Origin of the sequence: Nocardiopsis dassonvillei subsp. dassonvillei DSM 43111 (genome assembly GCF_000092985.1) — a bacterium.
GTDB classification, from domain to species: domain Bacteria; phylum Actinomycetota; class Actinomycetes; order Streptosporangiales; family Streptosporangiaceae; genus Nocardiopsis; species Nocardiopsis dassonvillei.
The window spans coordinates 4,669,451-4,693,032 of record NC_014210.1; the positions used below are offsets into that span (position 1 = coordinate 4,669,451).

At 74.4% G+C, this 23,582-nt stretch carries 23 protein-coding genes and 1 pseudogene; 14 read left to right on the forward strand and 10 right to left on the reverse strand.

Annotation, left to right across the window (positions count from 1 at the left end):
• Positions 1-302: 302 nt before the first annotated feature.
• The 4 genes and pseudogenes from NDAS_RS19290 to NDAS_RS19305 all read right to left on the reverse strand — a co-directional run.
• Positions 303-663, reverse strand: a pseudogene (locus NDAS_RS19290) (hypothetical protein); the annotation flags it as partial.
• A gap of 131 nt (positions 664-794) precedes the next feature.
• Positions 795-1,580 (reverse strand): LOG family protein, encoded by a 786-nt coding sequence (locus NDAS_RS19295; RefSeq protein WP_013154902.1) that lies wholly within the window; start codon positions 1,578-1,580, stop codon positions 795-797.
• Positions 1,581-1,716: 136 nt separating this feature from the next.
• Positions 1,717-2,781 carry a succinyl-diaminopimelate desuccinylase gene (dapE, locus tag NDAS_RS19300; RefSeq protein ID WP_013154903.1) on the reverse strand — a complete coding sequence of 355 codons (1,065 nt, stop codon included), beginning with the start codon at positions 2,779-2,781 and terminating at the stop codon, positions 1,717-1,719.
• A gap of 170 nt (positions 2,782-2,951) precedes the next feature.
• Entirely contained in the window at positions 2,952-3,788 is an 837-nt protein-coding gene (locus tag NDAS_RS19305) for a 2,3,4,5-tetrahydropyridine-2,6-dicarboxylate N-succinyltransferase (RefSeq protein WP_013154904.1), read from the reverse strand.
• 188 nt (positions 3,789-3,976) lie between these two features.
• Here NDAS_RS19305 and NDAS_RS19310 point away from each other — a divergent pair, with 188 nt between their 5' ends.
• Positions 3,977-4,858, forward strand: coding sequence for a hypothetical protein (locus tag NDAS_RS19310; protein ID WP_013154905.1), 882 nt, complete (start codon positions 3,977-3,979; stop codon positions 4,856-4,858).
• Between the two features lie 231 nt (positions 4,859-5,089).
• Here the strand turns inward: NDAS_RS19310 and dapC are convergent, their stop codons facing one another.
• Positions 5,090-6,196 (reverse strand): succinyldiaminopimelate transaminase, encoded by a 1,107-nt coding sequence (dapC, locus tag NDAS_RS19315; protein ID WP_013154906.1) that lies wholly within the window; start codon positions 6,194-6,196, stop codon positions 5,090-5,092.
• A gap of 210 nt (positions 6,197-6,406) precedes the next feature.
• Positions 6,407-6,727: a ferredoxin gene (gene fdxA / locus NDAS_RS19320; RefSeq protein ID WP_013154907.1), complete on the reverse strand. Its 321-nt coding sequence runs from the start codon at positions 6,725-6,727 to the stop codon at positions 6,407-6,409.
• A 183-nt stretch (positions 6,728-6,910) separates the two neighbouring features.
• On the opposite strand from fdxA, the gene NDAS_RS28150 reads away from it, so the two are divergent.
• The 3 genes from NDAS_RS28150 (at position 6,911) to NDAS_RS19330 (ending at position 9,991) form a co-directional block, all read left to right on the forward strand.
• Complete coding sequence (locus NDAS_RS28150; RefSeq protein ID WP_081461760.1) at positions 6,911-7,168, forward strand: putative acetyltransferase; 258 nt, start codon at positions 6,911-6,913, stop codon at positions 7,166-7,168.
• A gap of 235 nt (positions 7,169-7,403) precedes the next feature.
• On the forward strand, positions 7,404-8,765 hold the full coding sequence (locus NDAS_RS19325) for a hypothetical protein (protein ID WP_013154909.1): 1,362 nt from the start codon (positions 7,404-7,406) through the stop codon (positions 8,763-8,765).
• A 149-nt stretch (positions 8,766-8,914) separates the two neighbouring features.
• Entirely contained in the window at positions 8,915-9,991 is a 1,077-nt protein-coding gene (locus tag NDAS_RS19330; protein ID WP_013154910.1) for a site-2 protease family protein, read from the forward strand.
• 69 nt (positions 9,992-10,060) lie between these two features.
• On the opposite strand, the gene NDAS_RS19335 is transcribed toward NDAS_RS19330, so the two are convergent.
• Together NDAS_RS19335 and mshB are read right to left on the reverse strand one after the other, a co-directional pair.
• Complete coding sequence (locus NDAS_RS19335; protein ID WP_232051703.1) at positions 10,061-10,609, reverse strand: hypothetical protein; 549 nt, start codon at positions 10,607-10,609, stop codon at positions 10,061-10,063.
• A gap of 37 nt (positions 10,610-10,646) precedes the next feature.
• Entirely contained in the window at positions 10,647-11,513 is an 867-nt protein-coding gene (gene mshB / locus NDAS_RS19340; RefSeq protein ID WP_197724895.1) for an N-acetyl-1-D-myo-inositol-2-amino-2-deoxy-alpha-D-glucopyranoside deacetylase, read from the reverse strand.
• Positions 11,514-11,628: 115 nt separating this feature from the next.
• On the opposite strand from mshB, the gene NDAS_RS19345 reads away from it, so the two are divergent.
• On the forward strand, positions 11,629-13,827 hold the full coding sequence (locus NDAS_RS19345) for a S9 family peptidase (protein WP_013154913.1): 2,199 nt from the start codon (positions 11,629-11,631) through the stop codon (positions 13,825-13,827).
• A gap of 118 nt (positions 13,828-13,945) precedes the next feature.
• Here the strand turns inward: NDAS_RS19345 and NDAS_RS19350 are convergent, their stop codons facing one another.
• Together NDAS_RS19350 and NDAS_RS19355 are read right to left on the reverse strand one after the other, a co-directional pair.
• Positions 13,946-15,859, reverse strand: coding sequence for a serine/threonine-protein kinase (locus NDAS_RS19350; RefSeq protein WP_013154914.1), 1,914 nt, complete (start codon positions 15,857-15,859; stop codon positions 13,946-13,948).
• Between the two features lie 46 nt (positions 15,860-15,905).
• Complete coding sequence (locus NDAS_RS19355; RefSeq protein ID WP_013154915.1) at positions 15,906-17,804, reverse strand: serine/threonine-protein kinase; 1,899 nt, start codon at positions 17,802-17,804, stop codon at positions 15,906-15,908.
• 391 nt (positions 17,805-18,195) lie between these two features.
• On the opposite strand from NDAS_RS19355, the gene NDAS_RS19360 reads away from it, so the two are divergent.
• The 9 genes from NDAS_RS19360 (at position 18,196) to NDAS_RS19400 (ending at position 23,568) form a co-directional block, all read left to right on the forward strand.
• Positions 18,196-18,579 (forward strand): DUF3054 domain-containing protein, encoded by a 384-nt coding sequence (locus NDAS_RS19360; RefSeq protein ID WP_013154916.1) that lies wholly within the window; start codon positions 18,196-18,198, stop codon positions 18,577-18,579.
• Positions 18,580-18,629: 50 nt separating this feature from the next.
• A complete protein-coding gene (locus NDAS_RS19365) occupies positions 18,630-19,019 on the forward strand; it encodes a hypothetical protein (RefSeq protein ID WP_013154917.1) in 390 nt (129 codons plus the stop codon).
• A 36-nt stretch (positions 19,020-19,055) separates the two neighbouring features.
• On the forward strand, positions 19,056-19,808 hold the full coding sequence (locus tag NDAS_RS19370) for a TrmH family RNA methyltransferase (RefSeq protein WP_013154918.1): 753 nt from the start codon (positions 19,056-19,058) through the stop codon (positions 19,806-19,808).
• A gap of 51 nt (positions 19,809-19,859) precedes the next feature.
• Positions 19,860-20,495, forward strand: coding sequence for a GNAT family N-acetyltransferase (locus tag NDAS_RS19375; RefSeq protein WP_013154919.1), 636 nt, complete (start codon positions 19,860-19,862; stop codon positions 20,493-20,495).
• A gap of 161 nt (positions 20,496-20,656) precedes the next feature.
• Positions 20,657-21,295, forward strand: coding sequence for a hypothetical protein (locus NDAS_RS19380; protein WP_013154920.1), 639 nt, complete (start codon positions 20,657-20,659; stop codon positions 21,293-21,295).
• A gap of 183 nt (positions 21,296-21,478) precedes the next feature.
• Positions 21,479-22,693 carry a hypothetical protein gene (locus NDAS_RS19385; protein WP_013154921.1) on the forward strand — a complete coding sequence of 405 codons (1,215 nt, stop codon included), beginning with the start codon at positions 21,479-21,481 and terminating at the stop codon, positions 22,691-22,693.
• A complete protein-coding gene (locus NDAS_RS19390; RefSeq protein WP_013154922.1) occupies positions 22,690-22,890 on the forward strand; it encodes an Arc family DNA-binding protein in 201 nt (66 codons plus the stop codon). Before NDAS_RS19385 ends, NDAS_RS19390 begins: the two co-directional genes overlap by 4 nt.
• Positions 22,887-23,273, forward strand: coding sequence for a type II toxin-antitoxin system death-on-curing family toxin (locus tag NDAS_RS19395; RefSeq protein ID WP_013154923.1), 387 nt, complete (start codon positions 22,887-22,889; stop codon positions 23,271-23,273). Before NDAS_RS19390 ends, NDAS_RS19395 begins: the two co-directional genes overlap by 4 nt.
• Before the next feature lie 94 nt (positions 23,274-23,367).
• Positions 23,368-23,568, forward strand: coding sequence for a hypothetical protein (locus NDAS_RS19400; RefSeq protein WP_013154924.1), 201 nt, complete (start codon positions 23,368-23,370; stop codon positions 23,566-23,568).
• Positions 23,569-23,582 lie beyond the last annotated feature (14 nt).

Genomic DNA, 23,582 nt, shown 5'->3' on the forward strand with positions numbered 1-23,582 from the left:
CTCGGGGCTCCGGGGGAACCCGGGGTCCCCGGGGCCCTCCGAGCGCGCGGCGCCCTCCGCCTCCTCCCCGGTCTCCCGCTCGTCCGCGGCCTCCCGGGTGTCCTCGGCCTCGGCGCCCTCGATGACCTCGGTGGGCGCGGTGGCCCCTGTGACATCCATGGGCGCGGTGGTCCCCGCGGCACCGGCGGACGCGGAACCCCGGGCGGCGGAGTCCCCCGGTCCGGTCGGGCCCCCGGGCCGGAAGCCCGCGACCGCGGTGCTCCCGACCGCGGCGGGGCCGCGCGCGCCCTGCTCGGGGGCGTAGGCGTCGCCGGGCAGGTGCGCCCCGGGGATCGGGCCGGTGCCCTCCGGAACGTAGGACGGGTCCAGGCGCGACAGGCGCCACTCCAGGTCCTCGATGCGCTCCTCGCGCTCGCGCAGCGTGGCGGTGAGGCGCAGCAGCAGCTCGTCCACGGCGCGCACGTGGTAGCCCCACATGGCCAGGGGCAGCATCAGGCGGCCCAGGTCGAACGCCTTGACGGGCCGGTCTTCGGGCAGGGCGAGCGGGGGGTGGTCGGCCTCGAAGCGGGCGAGCTGGCCGCCCTTGCCCAGCACGATGTAGACGACGCCCACGAGGACGGCGAGCGCGGCGGCGGCGACGAGGACCATGATGAGAACAGGCACGGACACGATCGTGCCACACGCCGCCCGGGCCGGGTACGGCCCTCGCGCTCGGCCGGGGCCGCACCCGCCGCGCCGCCAGCGCCGGAACGGCGCACGGCCCGTACGCCGTGCGCCGTTCCCCCGTCGTCCCCCTACTGCTCCGGGCCGGGCTGCTCCTCCGACTGCACGTGCTGGCGGTGGATGTCCAGGTGGGACTTGCGGATGATGTCGACCACCTCGTCGAGGTCGTCGGTCACCTGGACCAGCTCCATGTCGTGCGACTTGATGAGCTGGTTCTCCAGCAGGCTGGAGCGGATCCAGTCCCGCATCCCGCCCCAGAACTCGGTGCCGACCAGCACGATCGGGAAGCGGGTGACCTTGTTGGTCTGCACGAGGGTGGCCGCCTCGAACAGCTCGTCCAGGGTGCCGAAGCCCCCGGGCAGGACCACGAACGCCTGAGAGTACTTCACGAACATCGTCTTGCGGACGAAGAAGTACCGGAAGGTCACCCCGATGTCGACGTAGTCGTTGAGCGACTGCTCGAACGGCAGCTCGATGCCGAGTCCGACCGACAGCCCGCCCGCCTGCTGGGCGCCCTTGTTGACCGCCTCCATCATCCCCGGACCGCCGCCGGTGATGGTGGCGTACCCGGCCTCCGCCAGCTTGGCGCCCATCTGGACGCCGATGTCGTAGTAGCGGTTGCCGGGGCGCAGACGGGCCGAGCCGAACACGCTCACCGCCGAGGGCAGCTCCGAGAGCAGGCCGAAGCCCTCCACGAACTCCGACTGGATGCGCAGCACCCGCCACGGGTCGGTGTGCACCCAGTCCGTGGGTCCCCGCTGGTCGAGGAGGCGCTGGTCGGTGGTGGTGTTGGGGATGGAGTCGCCCCGGTAGGTGAGGGGCCCTGCGCGTCGTACGGTCTCTTCTTCTTCCGTCATGACGTAAAGCTATCCGCGTGGAACCGGCTCACACCTGAACCACACGTTTCACGGGGGTGACCACCAACGGCCTTTTCGCCGCCCCGGCCGGTGTCGGGGCTGGTCAGGGATCCGTCGGCCGGGGCGCGGCGGGGGCTCAGCGGGCGCCCGACAACCAGGCGACCATGCGCTCCTCGGCCTCGTGGATGCGGGGGATCTCGGCGTACTCGTCCTTGGTGTGGGCGAGCGTCGGGTCGCCGGGGCCGTAGTTGACGGCGGGCACGCCCAGCTCGGAGAAGCGGGAGACGTCGGTCCAGCCGAGCTTGGCGCGGGCGCTGCCCTCCCCCACCGCGGTGACGAACGCCGCTGCCGAGGGCTTGTCCAGCCCGGGCCGGGCGGGGGCGGCGGCGTCGACCACGGCGAGCTCGAACCCGTCGAAGACCTCGCGCAGGTGCGCCTCGGCGTCGGCGACGGACAGGTCGGGGGCGAAGCGGTAGTTGACCCGGACCACGCACTCGTCGGGGATGACGTTGCCCGCGACCCCGCCCTCGATGGCCACGGCGTTGAGGCCCTCGTGGAAGCGCAGCCCCTCCACCTCGGGTTCGCGCGGGGTGTAGGCGCGCAGGACGTCCAGGACGGCTCCGGCGCCGTGGATGGCGTTCACGCCCATCCAGGAGCGGGCGCTGTGGGCGCGCTTGCCCCGGGTGGTGACCTCCACGCGCATGGTGCCCTGGCAGCCCCCCTCGATGACGCCGTCGGTGGGCTCCATGAGGACCGCGAAGTCCCCCGCCAGCCACTCGGGGTGGTTGCGGGCCAGGCGGAGCAGGCCGTTGCGGGAGGCGTCGACCTCCTCGTTGTCGTAGAAGACGTAGGTGACGTCGTGCACCGGCTCGGCGACCAGGGCGGCCAGCCTGAGCTGGACGGCGACACCGGCCTTCATGTCCGAGGTGCCGCACCCGTAGAGGCGGTCGCCGACGACGCGGGAGGGCACGTTGTCCACGATGGGGACGGTGTCGATGTGCCCGGCGATGACGACGCGGCGGGGGCGGCCCAGGTCGGTGCGGGCGACGACGGCGTCGCCGTCGCGGCTGACGCGCAGGTGGGGCAGGGCCGACAGGGCGCCCTCGACCGCGTCGGCGAGGACCTTCTCGTCGCCGCTCTCGGATCGGATGTCCACGAGGGCGGCGGTCAGGGCCGCGGCGTCCGAGGTCAGGTCAAGCATGTGTCGCCCCGTTTCGGTGAGGTCGGGAAGCCGTTGGGCCGGGGGTCCGCGCCCCCGGTGACTGTCGATACCCCAGTCTGGGGCAACCGGGGGACGGCGAGAACCAGCCCTGACGGACGACCGGGGCGCCCTCCCCGTGCGGAAGGGCGCCCCGGTCGGGTGCGGACGGGTCAGGCGTTGACGCCGTGCTCGCGGAGCAGGTCGTTGAGCGCGAGCTTGTCGTGCTCCTCGCCCTCCTTCAGGCGCCTGAGCACGAGCAGCACCGGCATGCCGAAGTCGCCGCCGGGGAAGCTCTTGGCGCGGTTGGCGGTGACGCACACCGACCAGGCCGGGGCCTCGCCGCGCGGCAGCTCCTCGCCGGTCTCGGCGTCGAACACGCGGGTGGAGGAGGTGAGGATGGTGCCCGCGCCGAGCTTGGCGCCCTTGCGCACGCGGGCGCCCTCGACGACCATGCTGCGGGAGCCGAGGAAGGCGTCGTCCTCGATGACCACCGGGGAGGCCTGCGGCGGTTCGAGGACGCCGCCGACGCCGACGCCGCCGGACAGGTGGACGTTCTCGCCGACCTGCGCGCAGGAGCCGACCGTGGCCCAGGTGTCGACCATCGTGCCGGAACCGACGTGGGCGCCGATGTTGGTGAAGGACGGCATCAGGACGACACCGGGGGCGAGGTAGGAGCCCCAGCGGGCGATCGCCCCGGCGACGACGCGGACGCCGTCGAAGCGGGTCTTGAGCGGCATACGGTCGTGGTGGTAGAAGTCGCCGACGTGCGACTCCTTCATCTCCAGGACCTTGAAGCCGAGGAGGATGGAGCGCTTGGCGCGCTCGTCGACGACGACCTCGTCGGTGGAGGGGTCGACGAAGGCCACGCGGGCCTTGCCCTCGTCGATCTGGTCGATCGCGCCGATGATGGTCTCACGGGCCTCGGTGTGGCCGGGCGTGAGCTCGGCGCGGCTCTCCCAGAGTTCGTCGATGCGGTCGGGCAGCGGGCTGGAGTACGAGCTGGTCATGTGCACACACGTTAGCCGCTCGCTCCGGGTGCGGGGGCACCCCCTCCCCGAGGCGGCCGTCACCTTCGCGCACGACCCGACGCCCGCCCCGGCGGCGGCTACAATGCGGCCGTGGCGCCGCGTGCGCCCCCGCGCGACGCCCCCTGCCGGTGCGGAGCGCCCACCTGTCGCCGACCCTTGGTTCGCCCGTGCCCAGTAAGCGCCGGAGGCTCTCCGCCTTCGTCAAGATCCTGCTCTCCCTGGTCCTCGTCTGCGGCTCGCTCGTCGCCGGGGCCTACTACGTGCTGACCACGTTCGAGCCGATCGACACCACTCCCCCGCCCGAGCCCGGGTGCCGCCTGACGATGGCCGACGGCCGGTACTCGATGGAGAACGCCCAGGCCGCGAGCGCGGCCACGGTGGGAGGCGTGGCGTTCGGCCAGGACCTGCCCCCGGAGGCCGTGACGATCGCCTTCGCGACGGTGTGGCAGGAGTCGGCGTTCTACAACGTGGAGTACGGCGACCGGGACTCCCTGGGGCTGTTCCAGCAGCGGCCCTCGCAGGAGTGGGGCGACCCGGAGCAGATCCTGGACCCGGTGTACGCCAGCAGCTCGTTCTACGAGGAGCTGGTGGAGGTGGAGGGCTGGGAGTCCATCCCGGTCTACGAGGCGGCCCAGGCGGTGCAGCGCAGCGCCGACGGCTACGCCTACGACCAGCACGAGCGCCTGTCCACGCGGATGGCCGAGGTCTTCACCGGCGCGCAGGGGGCCGCGCTGACGTGCTGGTACGGCGCCGAGGGGCTGGCGGACCTGCGGTCGGGCGAGGCGGACGCGGACGCCGCCCTGGAGGAGATGGAGCGGGTGTTCGGCACCGCCCCGGCGGACCTGCCGCTGGACGGGGACGAGGAGCCGCGGACCGGTGACCTGGGCTGGGCGATGGCCCTGTGGGCGGTGGCCCACGCCGAGGAGTACGGGCTGACGTCGGTGTCCTACGACGGGCAGCGGTGGCGGGCCTCGGACGGCACCGGCGACTCCGAGGACTGGGCGGCGGCCGACGGGGGCGACACCGGGGGCGGCCTGGTCCTGGAGTGATCCGGGCCGGCCGCGGGCCGGGTCGGGTGGCGGACCGGCTCGGATGGTGGACCGCGGCACGGTCCCGCGCGCCGGTCTCCCGGCGGCCCGGGCGGGCAGGCGGGCACGCCGCATGGCACCGGGACGGGTGGGCCCCCGATACGACAAGGGGACCACACCCCCGCACGCGGCGGCCACCGCCTCCGCCCGCCTGTGGACGACCGGCGGGGCCGCCCGGACGGCGGCCCCGGCTCAGGCCAGGCGCTCGGCCGCGGCCTCGACCCGCTCGTCGGTGGCGGTGAACGCCACGCGCACGTGCCCGGCGCCCGCCGGGCCGTAGAAGTCCCCGGGAGCGACCAGCACGCCGCGTTCGGCCAGGTGGGCCACCGCGCCCCAGGCGTCGTGGTCGGGGTGGCTGGCCCACAGGTACAGCCCGGCGTCGGAGTGCTCGATGCGCCAGCCCGCGCCCTCCAGGGCCTCGCGCAGCCTGGCACGGCGGGACCGGTAGCGCTCCTTCTGCTCGGTGGCGTGCGCGTCGTCGTCCAGGGCGGCGCCCATGGCCGCCTGGACGGGCGCGGGGACGATCATCCCGGCGTGCTTGCGCACCGCCAGCAGCTCCTCGACCAGCGCGGGGTCCCCGGTGACGAAGGCCGCGCGGTACCCGGCCAGGTTGGAGCGCTTGGACAGCGAGTGCACGGCCAGCAGGTTGTCGTGGGATCCGCCGCACACGTCCGGGTGCAGGATGGACACCGGTTCGGCGCCGTCCCAGCCCAGGTCGAGGTAGCACTCGTCGGAGGCCACGATCGCGCCGCGCTCGCGGGCCCACTCCACCACCTTGCGCAGGTGCGCGGTGCCCAGGACCCGGCCGGTCGGGTTGCTCGGCGAGTTCACCCACACCAGTCCGACGGGGGCGGGGCCGAGGGAGGTGAGGCCGTCGGAGGCCACCGGGGTGGCCCCGGCCACGCGCGCGCCGATGTCGTAGGTGGGGTAGGCCAGCTCGGGGTGGACGACCGTGTCGCCCGCGCCGAGGCCCAGGAGCGTGGGCAGCCAGGCCACGAGCTCCTTGGAGCCCACGGTGGGCAGGACGGCGCCCTCCGCCACGCGCACGCCGTGGCGGCGCTCCAGCCAGCCCGCGACGGAGGCGCGCAGCGCGGGCGTGCCCCAGGTCTGGGGGTAGCCGGGCGCGTCGGCGGCGTCGGCGAGGGCCTTGCGCAGCAGGGCGGGCACCGGGTCCACGGGGGTGCCGACGGACAGGTCGACGATGCCGCCGGGGTGCTCGGCGGCCCTGCGCTTGTACGGCGCCAGCCGGTCCCACGGGAAGGTCGGGAGCCGCTTCGCCACGGGTCGCCGCTCGGCCATCGCACTTACTCCATCCAGGTCGGGTCTTTGCCACAGGTCACACGGGGCCACACGTCACACAGGAATCGCGCCGACCCCCGCCACGGGGGTCGGCGCGACACGTCGTCCGCGCCGGACCGGTCGGGCCCGCGCACCCTCTGCGCCATAGGGGTGCCGCGGGCGTCCTCCCTGGCCTCGGGAGCGCCGGAACCCGCCCGGCACGCCGCCGGGCTACTCGGCCTGCGGCGGCAGCTTGGCCACGAGCGGGTGGTCGCGGTCGATCTTGCCGACCTTGGAGGCGCCGCCCGGGGAGCCCAGGTCGTCGAAGAAGTCGACGTTGGCCTTGTAGAAGTCGGACCACTGCTCGGGGAGGTCGTCCTCGTAGTAGATGGCCTCCACCGGGCAGACAGGCTCACACGCACCGCAGTCAACGCACTCGTCCGGGTGGATATAGAGCATGCGGTCGCCCTCGTAGATGCAGTCCACGGGGCACTCGTCAATGCACGCCTTGTCCAGTACATCAACACAGGGCTGCGCGATGACGTAGGTCACGTCGTACTCCTTGTCTCACCCCCGCGTCCCACGGGGGAGGCGGGGATCTTCGCAGACTCCGGGCCGGGACCGGCGTGCGGGCGCCCTCGCCCCTGTTCCCGGGCTCTGCAAGCAATTGGCACAGATGTCGTACTCCTAGTATGACGGCGGAGAACACCCAGCGCACAATCGGGGGGCATTTCCTTGCACATGGGAGGACGTCTGGTCCACAGGATCTCTCCCGCCGACATCGGTCGGCGCGTCTCCGTACGAATACGCCTCCCCGAGGGCGGCTTCACCGATATCGTCGGTGTCGTGGAGTCCTGGGACGACGGTGTCCTCACCGTGCGCCGCCGTGACGGCTCCGCGGTGGAGGTCGCCGAGCCGACGATCGCCGCGAGCCGGGTCGTTCCCCCCGTACCCCCTCGCCGCCGCGGCGGAAACCCGCCGCGAACGCCCTGAGCCCCGTGCGTTCCGGGTTCCACGGAGTGAGGCGGCGTCCGCCCGGCGGGCGTCGCGAGGCGTGCAGGTCGCGCCTGGACAGTGGCATTCTTCGGGCCCTGCGGGGTAGAAAACGCACAGTTCCGCAGCGGGTCCAGCCAGTCCGCCGGGGAACCGACAACGAAGCATCGCGCCCCCCGGCGGCACATCCACGCGGAACGGGCGCCGGTACGCGGGGAGGTGGTGAGCGCCCGTCATGCGCGAAGCAGTAGCGTCCGCCCTCGCCGAGCTGGCACGCCGGGACGAGCGGGCGGCCGACATGGCCCGGTCGGCCCTGGACACGCTGGCTCCGGAGCAGGAGATCGAGAGGCTCAACCAGCACGCCGTCCAGCGGTTCTGCTGGTTCGAGCTACCGGTCCGCTTCCACGACCGCGCCGAGGACCGGCTGTTCGCGGTCCGCGCCCTGGGCAACCTCTTCGCCCTCCTCCAGCTGCACCGGTACGCGCAGATCTGCTCGGCGCCGGAGACCGCGGCCCTGCTCACCGTCTACGAAGGCGACCACGCCGCGGGCCTGGCGATGTACGAGCGGCTCATGTGGGAGTCGGGCGTGGAGCCGCCGGACCTGCCCGAGCTGACCTGGGGGACGGCGGTCGGCGACGCCGAGATCCTGGCCCGCGACGAGACCGCGTCGGCGCTGGAGCTGGCGATCACCCTGGGCGACGTGCGCCCCGGCAAGCGCGGATGGCGGCCCGCCCAGGAGCGGTTCGCCCGGTCGTTCCTCACCCAGCCGGACAACCGGGGGCTGAGCCACCTGGACCGGATCCGCGAGGAGCGGGTGCGGGCCTGGTTGAGCTCGTCCGCGCACCCGCACCGCCAGCGCCTGTGGCCGCTGGTGGGCCAGATCATCGCGGGCGCCGACGTGCCGCGCGGGGCCGAGGCCGCGATGGCGCCGCTCCAGCGGCTGCTGGACCTGGCCGCGGAGGGGATCGCGCTCACCCAGATCGGCTACATCTCGCCGGGCGTGGTGCGCCAGATGTGCGAGGACTTCGGGTGGCGGACCACCCCCGAGCCGCCGCGCAGCGAGACCGACGCCACCCAGCTCATCGCCCTGCACCAGGCGCTGCGGGGCATGCGCGCGGTGCGCCGGTCGGGCCGCCGCCTGGTCCTGACGCGGCGCGGGCGCCAGCTGCGGGAGGACCCCGAGGCGCTGTGGCAGGCGGCCACCGAGACCCTGTGCCGCACCGGGGGCCTGGACCAGGCCGCGGCGGAGACGCTGCTGGGCATGCTGCTGGCGCGCACCCCGCAGGGCAGCGGTTCGCACGCGCGTCGCGGCGAGTCGGACGTGGAGGCGGCCGAGAGGGCGCTGACCGAGTCGGGGTGGGTCCCGGCGGAGCCCCCGGCTCCCTCGGGCAGGCACGCCGCGTCGCACCGGCGCACCGCGGAGGCCGCCTCGGACCAGGTGCGCGCGCTGGTGATGGCGGTGAGCTGGCTGCTGGAGACCCTGGGCCTGCTCACCGACGACGACGGAGCCGGACGCCGGGAGCTGACCGCGCCGGGGCGGGCGTTCGCGATCGCCTGCCTGCACCAGTCGGCGGTGGCGCCCCGGGCCGTGGTCTGACAGGCGGGCTGTGGTCTGACAGGCGGGCCGTGGCGTGCTCTGGCCGGTGGGCCGTCTCCCGGCGCGTCCCTCATCGGCCACCCGCTGCGAAGGGGTGCGGACCAGGGCCTAACCTGGAGCGCGAACCATCCGAGACCAGCAGGAGCACCATGCCCGCGCCCGAGCCGCCGCGCAAGGCGGAGACGACCGACGTGCCCGAGGCCGGCGGGGCAGTCGCCGACCCGTGGGAGCAGATGCCCGAGGACGCCCTCAACCGGCCGGACCTGGGGGAGGACACCGGGGGCCCCGGCAGGGCCGGGGACTCCGGGACCGGCGCCCGGCCGCTGGACGCCGCGGGGACGAAGGACGCGGGACCCGCGTCCGCGCGCCCGGACGCCTCCGGGGACGCCGACCCGGACGCCTCCCGGGGCGGCCCCGACGCCGCGCGCTCCGGGAGCTGGGCGGACTTCCTGCCCAGCCCGGTGTTCGTGCTGCTGCTGGGCCTGGCGGGGTTCGCGGGCTGGCTGTCGTGGACCGCCGCGGAGCTGGAGTGGGCCGCCGAGGGCACCAGCGTCACCCCGCTGGTCCCGCCGCTGTTCATCCTGCTCTGCTGGATCGTCTCCCTGGCCGTGCACGAGTTCGCGCACGCGCTCGCCGCCTACCTGGCCGGTGACCGCTCCCTGCGCGGCAGCGCCTACCTGCGGCTCAACCCGTTCGCCTACCGGCATGCCTTCGCCGGGCTGGTCCTGCCCTCGGCCTACCTGGGCCTGGGCGCCTTCGGCATGACCGGTCCGCCCACCTACGTGGACTGGGACCGCATCCCGTCCCGGGGCCGCCGCGTCCTGGTGGCACTCGCCGGACCGCTGGCCAGCCTCCTGGTGGCCGCCGCGTTCGCGGTCACCGTGTCCGTTCTGGTCCCCCCGGGCAACGACACCACCAACTGGGCGATCTCGGCGATGGCCTTCCTGTGCTTCGCGAACCTGACGGCCGCCCTGATCAACCTGCTGCCCGTCCCCGGCCTGGACGGCTTCGAGGTGCTGGCCGCCTGGACGCGCGGGAAGTGGGTCACCGCGGCCCGCGACAACGCGCTGTTCGGCTCGGTGGCCGTGTTCGCGGTCCTGTGGTTCCCGGGCCTGAACGACCTGCTGGTGAACGCGGTGTACGGCCTGTTCGACCTGGTGCTGCCCAACCCGGTGTTCCGCGGCATCGCCTTCTACGGCGAGCTGCTCCTCCAGTTCTGGGCCTGACCGGAACCGGAGCCGCGGGGGCCCGTGCGGCGTGCGCCTCACGGGCCCCCGCCTTTGGCGGCCGCGCCCCTAGCCCTCGCGCCAGGGACGCGCCTTCGCGGAGGGCCGCGCCCGCCGGTAGCCCCCGGCGGCGGACGGCGCGTCGGCTCCGGGCGCCCCGGTCCCCGGAGAACCGGGCGGCGGGGAGAACGACCAGCTGCGGATCACGGCGAACACCAGCGCGAGCATCACCCCGAAGAGGTACGCGTTGTGCATGATGTGGTCCGTGAGCACGATGTCGCCGCCGGGCATGTAGCCGATCATCCCGATCAGCGCGGCCAGGTAGCCGAGCGCGAAGGCCGCCGCCCCCGAGGTGCGGCGGCTGCCCCACGCGCACAGGCGGCACGCGGCGTACAGCAGCACCAGGAAGGCCAGCAGTCCGACCGCGCTCACGGCCTGGACCGTCGCTCCCCCGCCCCAGTAGCGGGTCAGCCAGCCCGCGCCGGTGGTGCCGAGCATGCTCGCCGCGGCGCCGAGCAGCAGCAGGACCACGAGGGTCGTCCCGGTCAGCACCGGCGACAGGAACCCGGCGGAGGACTCGCCCTCGGCGGGCACTGCGGTCTCAGGTGTGGTGGTCACAGCGACGAGGGTAGACGCTCGCTCCCACCGGTCGCGGTCACAGCCCCGCGAACAGGTCGGTCTCGTACTCCCCGTGCTGGATGCGCGGCGTCGGCCCCACCAGCAGGGTGAAGTACTCCACGGCGTCGATCTCCTGGGCGATGTCGTTGGACAGGGCGAAGCGCTCGCCCTCCACCGTGATCTGCGTGGCGTGGGCGCGCATCGCGAGCGCCTTGGCCGCCCAGTGGTCGGTGGCGTCCACGCGGGTGGTCACCGCCGTCTCGGGGGTGCCCCGGGCGATGTCGGACACCCGGGCGGGCGGGGTGAAGGAGCCGGACTCCTCACGCAGCCGCGCGATGGACTCCTCGATGCGCGAGACCGGCTGGGCGATCGCGTAGAGCTTGCGTACCTGCCAGGGCGTGCCGGGCATGGCCCGCTCCCCCGCCCGGAGGAAGGCCCGACGCGCGACCCTGTGCGCCTGGATGTGGTCGGGGTGCCCGTAGCCGCCGTGCTCGTCGTAGCTGACCAGCACGTGCGGGCGGACCTCGCGGATGACCTGCGCCAGGAGCGTGGCGGCCTCCTCCACGTCCGCGCCCCAGAACGCCCGGGGGTGCTCGTTGGTCGGCGCGCCCATCATCCCCGAGTCCCGGTAGCGGCCGGGGCCGCCCAGGAAACGGTGGTCGCGCACGCCGAGCGCCAGACAGGCCTTGTCCAGCTCGCCGATCCGGTGCTCGCCGAGGGTACCCTCGCGGTCGGAGGTCAGGTGCGCGAGGTCGTCGGGGATGACCTCGCCCTCCTCCCCCAGCGTGCAGGTCACCAGGGTCACACCGGCTCCCTCGGCCGCGTACTTGGCCAGGGTGGCTCCGGTGACGATGCTCTCGTCGTCGGGGTGCGCGTGCACCATCATCAGTCGCCTGTCAGTCACGTAGCGAACGATACCGGTCGCATCCGCCCGCCACCTCCCGCGTCGCACGCCTCACGGGGGCGTCGGGCCGCCGTCCGGCTCCCCGTGCGGGTGCGGCATGGGACACAATCGGCCTATGAGCTTTCCTCGCCAACAGGCCCGCACGCAGCGCTTCTCGATCGGTGTCCCCCGCGCGTTCCAGATCTCACCGGACGGACGGCGCGTCGCCTTCCTCCGGGGGCGCGACGGGGTGGACAAGGCCACCTGCCTGTGGGTGCACGACACGGAAGGGGCGGGAACGGACACGGTGGTCGCCGACCCCCGCTCCCTGGGCGCCGACGACGAGAACCTTCCGCCCGAGGAGCGGGCCCGCCGCGAGCGGCTGCGCGAGAGCGGCGGCGGGATCGTGTCGTACTCGGTGGACGAGGCGTTCACCCGCGCGGTGTTCACCCTGTCCGGACGGCTGTTCTACGTCGACCTGGTCGGCGACGACACCGCTCCGCGCGAACTGCCCGCCGCCACCCCCGTCGTGGACCCGCGCATCAGCCCGGCGGGTGACCGGGTCGCCTACGTCAGCGGCGGCGCGGTGCGCGTCCTGGACATCGCCGCCGCCGAACCGGACCACGGCGACCGCCCGGTGGTCGAACCGGACGGCCCCGACGTCACGTGGGGCCTGGCCGAGCTGGTGGCCGCCGAGGAGATGGGGCGCTACCGGGGCTTCTGGTGGGCTCCGGACGGCTCCGCGCTCGCCGTCGCGCGCGTGGACGAGTCCGGGGTGAACACCTGGTACGTCTCCGACCCCGGCAACCCCGCCCAGGAGCCGACGGCCCTGCGCTACCCGCCCGCGGGCGGCGCCAACGCCGACGTGCGCCTGGCCGTGTTCCGGGTCGGCCCGCGCGGGGACGGGCGGCCCGAACCGGTCTGGGTCGAGTGGGACCGCGAGGCCCTGCCCTATCTGGCCACGGTCGGGTGGACGACCGGGCCGGACGGCACACCGACCGTGGTGTTCACCGCGCAGAGCCGCGACCAGCGCACGCTGACCCTGTTCAGCGCCGATCCCGCGACCGGCCTGGTGGTGGAGTCGCGCACCGAGTCCGACGGCGTGTGGGTCGAGCTGATGCCGGGCGTGCCCGCCTTCACCGGTGCGGGCGACCTGGTGTGGATCGGCCGCGAGGCCGGGGGCGAGCGCCGGGTCTACGTCGGCGACGCCCCGGTCAGCCCCCCGGACGTGTACGTGCGCGGCGTGGTGGACGTGGACGGCGACCGGCTCCTGTACTCGGGGTCGCCCGCCGGGAGCCCCGGGGACGTGTCGCTGTGGCTGGTCGAGCTGGGCACGGGCCTGGCCGCGCCGGTGGAGGTGCCCGGGCACGGGTGCAGCAGGTCCGCGGACTCGGGCGCGCACAGCGGTCTGCGCTCGGGGCGGCTGCGCGGTGACACGCTGGTGGTGCAGCACCGGTCGATGGACTTCCCGGGCGCGCACACGGTGGTGCTGCGCGGCGCCGGTACCGAGACGCGCCGGTCCTGCTCGGAGATCGAGAGCCTGGCCGAGGCCCCGGACCTGCCGGAGCCGCGCGTGGAGTTCTGGCGCGCCGGTGAGCGCCGTATCCCGAGCGCCCTGGTGCTGCCGTCCTGGTACCGGGAGGGGCTGCGTCCGCTGCCGGTGCTGATGGCGCCCTACGGCGGCCCGCACGCCCAGCGGGTGCTCAACGCGCGCGGGGCGTACCTGACCGCCCAGTGGTACGCCGAACAGGGGTTCGCGGTGCTGATCGCGGACGGCCGGGGCACCCCGGGCCTCGGGGTGGAGTGGGAGCAGAGCGTCCACCTCGACCTGGCCGCGCCGGTCCTGGAGGACCAGGTGGCGGCGCTGGAGGACGCGGCGGAGCGGTTCGACTTCCTGGACGTGTCGCGGGTGGGCATCCACGGCTGGTCGTTCGGCGGCTACCTGGCGGCGCTGGCGGTGCTGCGCCGCCCGGACGTGTTCCACGCGGCGGTGGCGGGCGCGCCGGTCATCGACTGGGAGCTGTACGACACCCACTACACCGAGCGCTACCTGGGCACCCCCGGGGACGAGCCGGAGGCCTACGGGCGCAGCTCGCTCCTGGCGGAGGCGGCCAAGCTGGAGCGCCCGCTGATGATGATCCACGGACTGGCGGACGACAACGTGGCCTTCGCGCACACGCAGCGGATGTCGTCGGCGCTGATGGCGGCGGGGCGCCCGCACACGGTGCTGCCGCTGTCGGGGGTGACGCACTCGCCCTCGGACCCGACGGTCGCGGAGAACCTGATGCTGCTCCAGGTGGAGTTCCTCAAGGAGAACCTGCGCGGCGAGGGGTAGCGCCCGTCCCGCCCCGGTGCCGCGCGCGAGGGCGCGGCACCGGGCGGGGTTCAGGCGGCTCGGCCGTCCTCGGGGCGCCCCGGGACCGCCCCGAGGACGGCCGCCCGAGGCGGGGCGCTCAGCCGGTCCCGGTCTGCGGGGCCGCCTCCTCGCGGCTGGCGGCGATCTCCGACTCCTCGGGGACCTCGACCTCCACGGGTCCGTTGAACTGGAAGAAGCCGACGGTCGTGGAGTACCCGGTGATGAAGGCGCCGTTGATGCCCTCCTCCTCCGCGGACTCGTAGGTCTGGAAGTGCTGCGGGTAGCCGTCCTCGCCGATCCACAGGTCGAAGGTGAGCTCCGCCTCCTGCTGGCCCGGGGCCAGGGCCGCCTCCCCGACGTAGGTTCCGGTGTAGTGGTGCCCCGTGCGCCCGGCCAGGTCCATGCCCTCGGTCATGTCCTGGGGGTAGTCGGTGACGGGGGGCGCCGACTCCCCCTGGTAGCTGACCCGGCTCCCCTCGCCGAGGACGGCCCGGAGGGACTCCACGGTGGTCGTCCAGCCCGCCCGGGGCCCGTCCTCCAGTTCCTCCGGCGCGGGGCGGTAGTACGCACCCTCGACCACCCCGACCAGGTTGGAGTCCGTGCGGGCCAGGACGTCGTCGGGCCCCTCTCCGATCTCCAGGGTGATGTAGGTGGCCGGTCCCGCGTAGAGGCTCTGGAAGTACCTGGGTTCGGGGTCCTCGGTGTAGGCGTAGCTGGTCGTGCCCCCCGTGCCCATCTCGGCCTGCCTCGTCGCGGAGTAGGCCGTGAAGCTCGTCGCGCCCAGGGCCAGCTCGACGGCCTCGCCCACCACCGCCTCCACGTTCTCGGGGTCGGCCAGCACGGCGGGTTCCCCGGTGTCCGCCACGCCCCCGCCGGTGCCCGTGCCGTCCCCGGTCTCGGTTCCCCCGTCGGCGGCTCCCCCGTCCGCGGCCTCCTGACCGTCCTGGGGGCGCACGACCAGCCAGGTTCCGACCAGCGCGGCGGCCAGGACGGCCGCGGTGGCCGCGAGCAGCGGCGTCCGGCCGGACCGGCGGACCCGGCCGGACCGGCGCACCCGGCGGGGCGTGGGAGCCTCCACGCCCCGCCACTCGGTGGCGAGCAGGCCGGGGACGACCTCGGTGACCGGGTCGCCCTGGAGCGGCTGGACCCGGGTGGCGTTCCAGCCGGAGGTGAGCTCGGTGACCACCTCGGCCGCCGTGGGCCTGCGCCCGGGGTCCTTGTCGAACGCCCGCCGCACCGGGTCCAGGAGTTCGGGCGGCACCCCGTCCAGATCCGGCTCGCCGTTGCGGACCCGGTGGGAGACCACCTCGGCGGACTCCCGGCCGAAGGGGTCGCGGCCGGTGGCGGCGAAGGCGACCAGGCCCGCCCAGGCGAACATGTCGGAGCGGTCGCTGGCGGCCCGCCCCTCGTACTGCTCCGGCGCCACCCACCCCGGGGTGCCGAACAGGCCGCCGGTGCGGGTGAGCGCGGTGCCCTCCACCGCGCGGGCGATCCCGAAGTCGAGCACCTTCGGGCCGCTCGGGGCCAGGATGACGTTGCCGGGCTTGAGGTCGCGGTGCACCACGCCCGCCGCGTGGATCGCGGTGAGCGCCTCGGCGAGGCCGACGGCCAGGGCCAGCAGGACGCCCCCGGAGAGCGGCCCGTGCCGCCGCACGTGCTGGCGCAGGGTCAGTCCGGGCACGTACTCGGTGGCCAGCCACGGCGTGTCGGCCCGCGTGTCGGCGTCCAGGAACGCGGGCGCGCAGGCGGCGCGCACCCGCCTGACCATCTCCACCTCGCGGGCGAACCGGGCCCTGAAGTCGGGGTCGGCGGCGAAGTGGGCGTGGACGACCTTGACCGCGGCGCAGCCGCCGCCCGTGTCCAGGCCCGCGTAGACGGCCCCCATACCGCCCGCCCCGACGCGGCCGACCACGCTGTAGCCGCCGATGCGCTCGGGGTCGGACCCGGTGGGCGGTTCCACGCCGGGGGGAAGCCGTTTCCGGTCGAAGGCGGGAGTGGTCGCTGTGGTCAACGTGGGCCCTTCCTGGGGGTTGGGGGTCGAAGGCGGTGGGCGCGGCTCAGGAGAACGGGTCGGACTCCTGGTACGCGCAGCTGTTGACGGGGACGCCGTCCACCAGGGCGGCGTCGTGCGGGGCGAGCCCCGGCGAGTCGGTGAAGCCGGGGTAGGACTGCTCGTCGCCCGGGTTCGGTGCCACGTGGCAGAAGCCGCCGGGGTAGCCGGGGGCGATCCGCTGCTCCTCGTCCAGGGCCTCGGCGGGCAGGTAGTAGAAGACGCCGAAGGTGACGGCGCCGACGATCGTCACGGTGAACTCGGCCACGGGGTTGTCCGGGTCGAGTTCGGCGAGCACGCCCCGGCTGCCGGGCCGGGAGAAGTCGAGGTGGTCCTGCTCGGGGGTGATCTGGCTCACCCAGGCGAAGTCGTCGTTGTGGATGCTCAGGCCGCCGAAGTCGGGGAGGTACTCGGCGGTGGCCGTGACGGTGATCGAGTTGGTGAAGCGCTCGCCGCGGGTGAGGGTCAACCGCAGCTGGTCCAGTGCCTCGCCCTCCCCCTCCGCGGGTTCGAGCGTGCGGACCAGTTGGGCGCTGTCGCCGGGGACGGACTCCACGGCCGCGGTCCCGGTGGCGTACAGGTCCCGGTACTCGGCGGGCACGTCCTCCCACGCGCCGCCCTGTCCCGCGCCGTCGCCGTCGGCGGTGTCCGGGGCGGAGGTGCCGCCGCCGGTCGCCGCGGGCCCCTCGTCCCCGCCCCCGGAGAGGGCGGTCAGCCCCGTTCCGGCCAGCAGGGCGAGCGCGAGTCCGGCCGCGCCGAGCGCCAGGGGCCGCTGGTTGCGGCGCGCCCAGGAGCGCCGGGGCGGGGCGTGGAAGCGCCAGAGGTCGGTCCGGCCGTCGTCGGGGGCGACGGCGCCGGTCCAGGCCCGGGCCACGAGCCGGGGAAGGTCCGCGCCGGGGTCCGTACCGGGGCCGGTGGCAGAGCCCCCGGAAGCGCCCGCCGGAGCGGCACCGGCCGTGGGCGCGCCCGCCGGAGGAACGTCGGCCCCGGGAACGTCGGCCGCAGGAGCGCCCGGCCCGAAGGCACCCACCGCACCGGAGGCCCCCGCCCCGCCCGGGGCGGCGCGCAGCAGCGCGGCCGTCTCCCGCAGCGCGGCGGCGGCGTCCGGCCGCCGCGCGGGGTCCTTGTCCAGGGCCCGTTCCACCAGTGCGCGCAGGGCCCCGGGAAGGCCCTCCAGATCAGGCGGCTCCGACAGCACGCGCGGCACCAGGGTGTCGGTGCCGCCCGCGCCGAACGGGTTGCGCCCGGTGGCGGCGAAGGCCGTCAACCCGCCCCAGGCGAACATGTCGGAGCGGTCGGTGGCCCCACCGCCCGCGTACTGCTCCGGGGAGGTCCAACCCGGTGTGCCGACCAGCCCGCCGGTCCGGGTGAGCGCGGTGCCGTCGACCGTCCGCGCGATACCGAAGTCCAGCACCCTCGGGCCGCCCGGGGACAGGATCACGTTGCCGGGCTTGAGGTCGCGGTGCACCACGCCCGCGCCGTGGATCGCGGTCAGGGCCTCGGCCACGCCCAGCGCGAACGCGGTGAGGGCCGCTCCGGTGAGCGGTCCGCGGGCCCGTACACGGGCGTCCAGGGTCGGTCCGGGGACGTACTCGGTGGCCAGCCAGGGGACCTCGGCACGGGTGTCGGCGCCCAGGAAACCGGGCACGCAGGCCGCGCGCACCCGACGCACCAGGGCGACCTCCCGGGCGAAGCGCTCCCGGAACTCACCGTCGCCCGCGTAGACCCGGTGCACGCACTTGACCGCCACCCGCCGGTCGGCGTCGTCCAGCGCCGCGTAGACCACGCCCATGCCTCCCGAACCGATCCGGCCCACCACCCGGAAGGGGCCGACGCGCCGGGGCTCGTCGGAGGCGAGCGGTAGCACACCGGGCGGCAGGGGAGGCGGCGCGGAACCGGGGTGCATGGGCGAGGGGGCAGCGCTCATGTGGCGTGGACGACCTTCTGTTGTCGGGGGTTCGGGTGGGGCCGCGGGGGCACGAACGGCGCCGGAGACCGGAGCGGTAGGCGATCACCAACCTAGGACACGGCCGCGACGGTCATGGTTCTCGTCCGCTCCACCCGATCCCCCGGTTCCCCGACCGCCGCCGGACCGGCCGCGACCGGAATCCGCGCTCCGCCGACGCGGCGCACCGCCCGCACCACCGTTCCCCCGACCCCGCACCCACCACCGAACCGGCCCGCGACCGGAGCCCGCGCTCCACCGACGCGACGCACCGGACGTGCTCCACCGACACGTCGCGACGCTGCGCCCGCCCCGCCCGGCCGTTCCCGCGGCCCGGGCATAGCCTGGCCGTATGCGTTCCTCCACCGCTCCGCGCGCCCTCGCCGCGCTGCTGGCCGACCTGGGCTGCGTGCTGGCCTTCGTCGTGATCGGCAGGACCGACCACGGGACCGGCACGGCCCTGGCCGAGATCGCCTGGACCGCATGGCCCTTCGCCGCCGCGACCGCCCTGGGCTGGGCGGTCACCCGCGCCTGGACCGCCCCTGTCCGGATCTGGCCGACGGGCCTGTTCGTGTGGGCCGTGACCGTGGTCGGCGGGATGGCGGTGCGCGTGTTCCTCGGGGAGGGCGCCCCGACCAGCTTCGTCATCGTCACCTCCCTGTTCCTCGCCGCGACCATGCTCGGCTGGCGCGGGGTGGCGCTTCTCGTCGCGAGGAGGAGACAGCGCCGCGCCTGAGGGGGAAGACTGGGTCGCGGAACGCAACCTCCCTCACGAAGGAGCCCCCCGTGGCCGATCCCGTCACCCTCGCCATCGCCGCCGCCGTCGTCACCGGCGCGGTCGGCAAGATCACCGAGGCGGCGACCGAAGGCACCGTCGCCGCCTTCAAGTCCCTGCGCAAGGCGGTCTTCGCGCGCTTTCGCTCCGACCCCGAATCCCAGCAGGTCCTGGACGACGCACTCCTGGAGCCGGAGGACCCCGAGGCGCTTGCCGCCGTCGCCGCGCACCTGGAGCGGGCGGAGGGCGAGGACCCCGCCGTGCGCGCGCTGATGGGGGAACTGCGCCGCGAGTTCGTCCAGGAGGGCGACGGAGCCGTGCACAACAGCATCCAGGGGGACGTCAGCGGCAGGGCGCGCGTGTTCCAGGGCCGCGACTTCCACGGGGACATCCACCTGTAGGAGGTCCCACCGCGGAGCGTTCGTAAGCTGGAACGGATGAACGAGCACCCCGCACCCCAGTTCCCTCCCTCCGGCTCCGTCCGCGGTCCCGCCTCCCGCGAGCCCGCGGACGGAGCCGGCGAGGACGAGGCGCGCGAGGTGGGCGTGGGCCCGTGGGAGGGCCCCTGGCCCGAGGGCGACCACTACGACCCCGAACTGCTCGCGGGCGGCGACCGCCGCAACGTCGTGGACCGCTACCGGTACTGGCGACGCGAGGCGATCGTCGCCGACCTCGACACCGTGCGCCACCCCTTCCACGTCGCCGTCGAGAACTGGACACACGACTTCAACATCGGCTCGGTCGTGCGCACCGCCAACGCGTTCGGGTGCGCGGCCGTGCACATCGTGGGCCGCCGCCGCTGGAACAAGCGCGGCGCGATGGTGACCGACCGCTACCAGCACGTCCACCACCACCCCGACACCGAGGCGCTGGTGGCGTGGGCCGAGGAGCGCGGCCTGGCGCTGCTCGGCGTGGACAACCTGCCGGGTTCGGTGCCGCTGGAGACCTACCCGCTGCCCAGGAACGCCGTGCTGGTGTTCGGGCAGGAGGGGCCGGGGCTCTCCGAGGAGGTGCGGCGGGTCTGCCGGGCGGTGCTGTCGATCTCCCAGTTCGGTTCGACCCGGTCGATCAACGCCGGGGCCGCGGCCGCGATCGCCATGCACGCCTGGGTGCGGGCCCACGTGTTCGACCAGCCGGTCCCGGCCGCCTTCTCCGCGGACTCCCCGACCCCCACCACGGCACTGTCGTGATGGTTCCGTGATCTACCATGGTCGAAAGGCCCCTATCAGAGAGATTTCGGGATGAGTCCAACCGTCACAGCAGCCTCCCGTACCGCCACGATGGACGACGTCGCCGGTGTCGCGCGCGTTCTGGCCAGGTCAGCGCAGGAGGACCCGCTCTTCCGGTGGCTGTTCCCCGACGACGAGATGCGGATGGCCCGGACCCGCCGCTTCTTTGCCCTGACCGCGGGCTTCGGCTACGTCCCCTCGGGTGACACACGGGTCGCCGAGACCAGGGACGGCAGCGAGGACGCGCCGGTGGTGCGCGGCGCGGCGCTGTGGGCTCCGCCCACCGCCAACCCCGAGGGCCAGCTGGTGTCGCTGCGCACCTGGCCGCACTGGGGTCCCCTGATTGGCCGCACCCGGCTGGCCGCGTTCGTGCGCGTGTTCGCCGAGTGGAAGCTGGCCGCGCCCCAGGAGCCCCACCTGTACCTGGCGGCGCTGGGCGTGGACCCGGCCGCCGTCGGCACCGGCGTCGGCGGGGGGCTGCTCACCTCGGGTCTGGACCGCGCCGACTCCCAGGGCCTGCCGGTGTTCACCCAGACGCTCAACCCCAAGACCGTCGGCTTCTACGAGCGGTTCGGGTTCCGGCTGGTCCGGGAGGCGCAGAGCCCCGAGGCGGGAACCAACTACTTCCTGCTGCGCGAACCCTCCTGAGGCCCCGCGGACCCGCTGCCCCCTCCGGGAGCCGTCCCTTCCCGGAGAGCCGTCCTTTCCCGGGAAAACGCCCCACCCGCGACGGTCGCGCGCCCTACCATGAGCGGTGATCGGAGCCCCAGGCACAGGGGGACCCCGGCCCCAGGGAAGAGGCAGCGCCCGTGACCCCCACAGCGGTACAGCCGGTCCGCACCGCGACCATGAACGACGTGCCCGCCGTGGCCCGGGTTCTGGGCCGCGCCCTCTACCACGACCCGCTCTTCCGGTGGCTCTTCCCGGACGACGACCTGCGCATGGCGCAGAACTTCCGCGCGTGCGCGCTGCTGGCCGGGTTCGGGCACGTCCCCGGCGGCCACGCCACCGTGGCGGAGTCCCCGGAGGGCCCCGCGCGCGTCCCGGTGGTACGGGGCGCGGCCCTGTGGACCCCGCCCGGCGCGGGTCGGGAGGGAGCCGCGGTCCCGCTGCGGTCGCTGCCGCACTGGTTCAGCCTGGTGGGGCTGTCCCGGCTGCCGGAGCTGACCTGGTACAACGGCGAGGTCAGGGCGTCCGTGCCGGAGGGTCCGCACTGGTACCTGTGCGTGCTGGGCGCCGACCCGGCGACGGACGGGACCGACACGGGGGCGCGACTGCTGCGCGAGGGCCTGGCCCGGGCCGACGCGGACGGCGTGCCGGTCTACCTGGAGACGGCGGACCCGGCGGACATCGGCTACTACGAGGACTACGACTTCCGGGTGGTGCGGGCGGTCCACCCCCCGGCGGCCCCCTCGACCTACTGCATGCTGCGCCCCGCCGCCTTCTGAGGTCCGCTCGTCCGGCGGCCCGCAGCCCCGGGCGTTCCGGCGCCCCCCGGAGCCCGGCGGTCCGCCGCCCCCGCCGCCTCCGGGGTCCCGGCGCACGCGGAGGCCGGCCGGGGACGGGCCCGGGACGGAACCCGGACGGATCGGGGCCTTCTGCTCCACCGCACCCCCTGACAGGATGGGCGCGTGGACATCCGAGGAATCTCCCACCACACCGACAACGTGTCCGAGGACGCGGCGGCGCGCGACATGCGCGTCATCCGCGAGGACCTGCACTGCACCTCGGTGATGCTGATCGGCGCCGACACCGGACGGCAGCGGGCCGTCGCGCGCGCCGCCCTGGAGGCGGGCCTGGACGTGTGGGTACGCCCGCAGCCGGAGAACCCGCCGCTCGCGGAGCGGCTGGAGCACCTGGCCGCCACCGCCCGCATGGCCGAGGAACTGCGCCTGGAGCACCCCGGCCGCGTGACCCTCATGGTCGGCACCGAGTTCTCGCTGACCTCCCCCGGCCCGCTCCCCGGCCGGAGCGAACTCGCCCGCCTCCAGTTCGTGACCCGCCCGTGGCTGCGCCGCCCCTTCGAACGGAGGATGCGGCGCAGGCTCGCCTCGCTGCTCGCCGCTGCCCTGGACGTGGCCCGCGAGCACTTCGGGGGGCCGGTGACCTACGGGGCCGGGGCCTGGGAGGAGGTGGACTGGTCGGGCTTCGACCTGGCCGGGGTGAACCTGTACCGGTCCGGGACCGACGCCGACGCCTACGAACGGCGCCTGGACGCCCTCCGGGACGGCTGCGGCAGGCCCCTGGTGATCACCGAGTTCGGCTGCGGCGCCCACGACGGGGCCGACCTGCGGGGGGCCGCGTCCTTCCTCGCGGTGAACTGGTTCGCCGACCCGCCGCGCCTGCGCCGGGGCACCGCGCGCAACGAGGCCGTGCAGGCCGGGTACCTGGACGCGCTGCTGGGGCTGTACCGGGAGCGGGGGTCCACGGCGCGTTCGTGTTCACGTTCGCCATGCCGGGCTTCCCGCACAGCGAGGACCCCGTGTACGACCTGGACACGGCCGGGTTCGGCGTGGTGCGCACGGCCGGGGACGACCCGTCGTCCTGGGAGCCCAAGGAGGCCTTCCACACGGTCGCGCGGCGCTACCGGACCTGAGGGCGTCGGCTGCCGTCCCCGAGGCGCGGCACGGCACTTCCGAGACCGGCACGACCCGCGAGCGTCGTCGGGTTCTCCTGGAAGGGCGTCCGGAGCGTGGACGGGGAGTCCGTGGAGATCGGCGTCGGGTACGGGGACCTGCCCCGGCACTGGCGCGAGCACGAGGGCTGAGCCCACCCGAGAGGGCTCTCCTCCGCCTATCCTTCTGCACCAGCAAGTGATACCACTTCTAGGTATCATTGCGGCATGAACATGCATCTGCGCTTGCCCGACGACGTACACACGGGGATCAGGGAGGTCGCCGAAGAGGACGGCAACAGCGTGAACACCGAGGTCGTCATCGCGCTGAAGGAGTTCCTCGCGAACCGTCAGACCGAGAGGGTGCGCCAGTACGCTCTGGAGATCGCCGAGGAGGACGCCGAGCTGCTGGCGAGGCTCGCCGAGTGACGCGCTACCTCACCAAGGCCGATGTCCGCGTGATCATCGAGGCGACCCTTCCGTCCTATGTGACGGTGAGGGACATCGGCCAGCTCCACGCGGCGCTACTGCGCCCGCAGACCACCGCCTTCGGTGACGATGCCTATCCGGACGTGTGGCAGAAGGCCGCCGCCCTCATGCAGTCGGTCCTCATCGGCCATCCCCTGTCGGACGGCAACAAGAGGCTGGCCTGGATCAGCGCCAAGCTGTTCCTCCGCCTCAACGGCCAGAAGGTGGGCAGACCCGATCAGAACGCCGCCTACGACCTGGTCATCGCGGTCACCACCGGCGACCTGGCGGACGTCCCCGAGATCGCCGACCGGCTCAGAGGACTCATGCCTCCCGTGGAGTGACCCCGGAGAACGGCGACGGGCCGCGCACGCGCCCGGAGGCATCGGTCTCCGCGTTTTCCCCACACCCGGACCCGGCAGCCGCTACCTTCGTGCCATGGACATGCATCTGCACATGCACGACGGCCTCCATGCCCTGATCAGGGAGGTCGCGGAGCGGGACGGCGTCAGCGTCGAGGCCGCGGTGATCACCGCCGTCGAGGACTTCGTCGCGAGCCGCCAGGCGCACAGGGTCCCGGAGCAGTCCCGGAAGACGGTGGAGCAGGCCGCCGAACCGCCCCGCCGTCCGGCGGAGTGACCTCCGCGAACGGC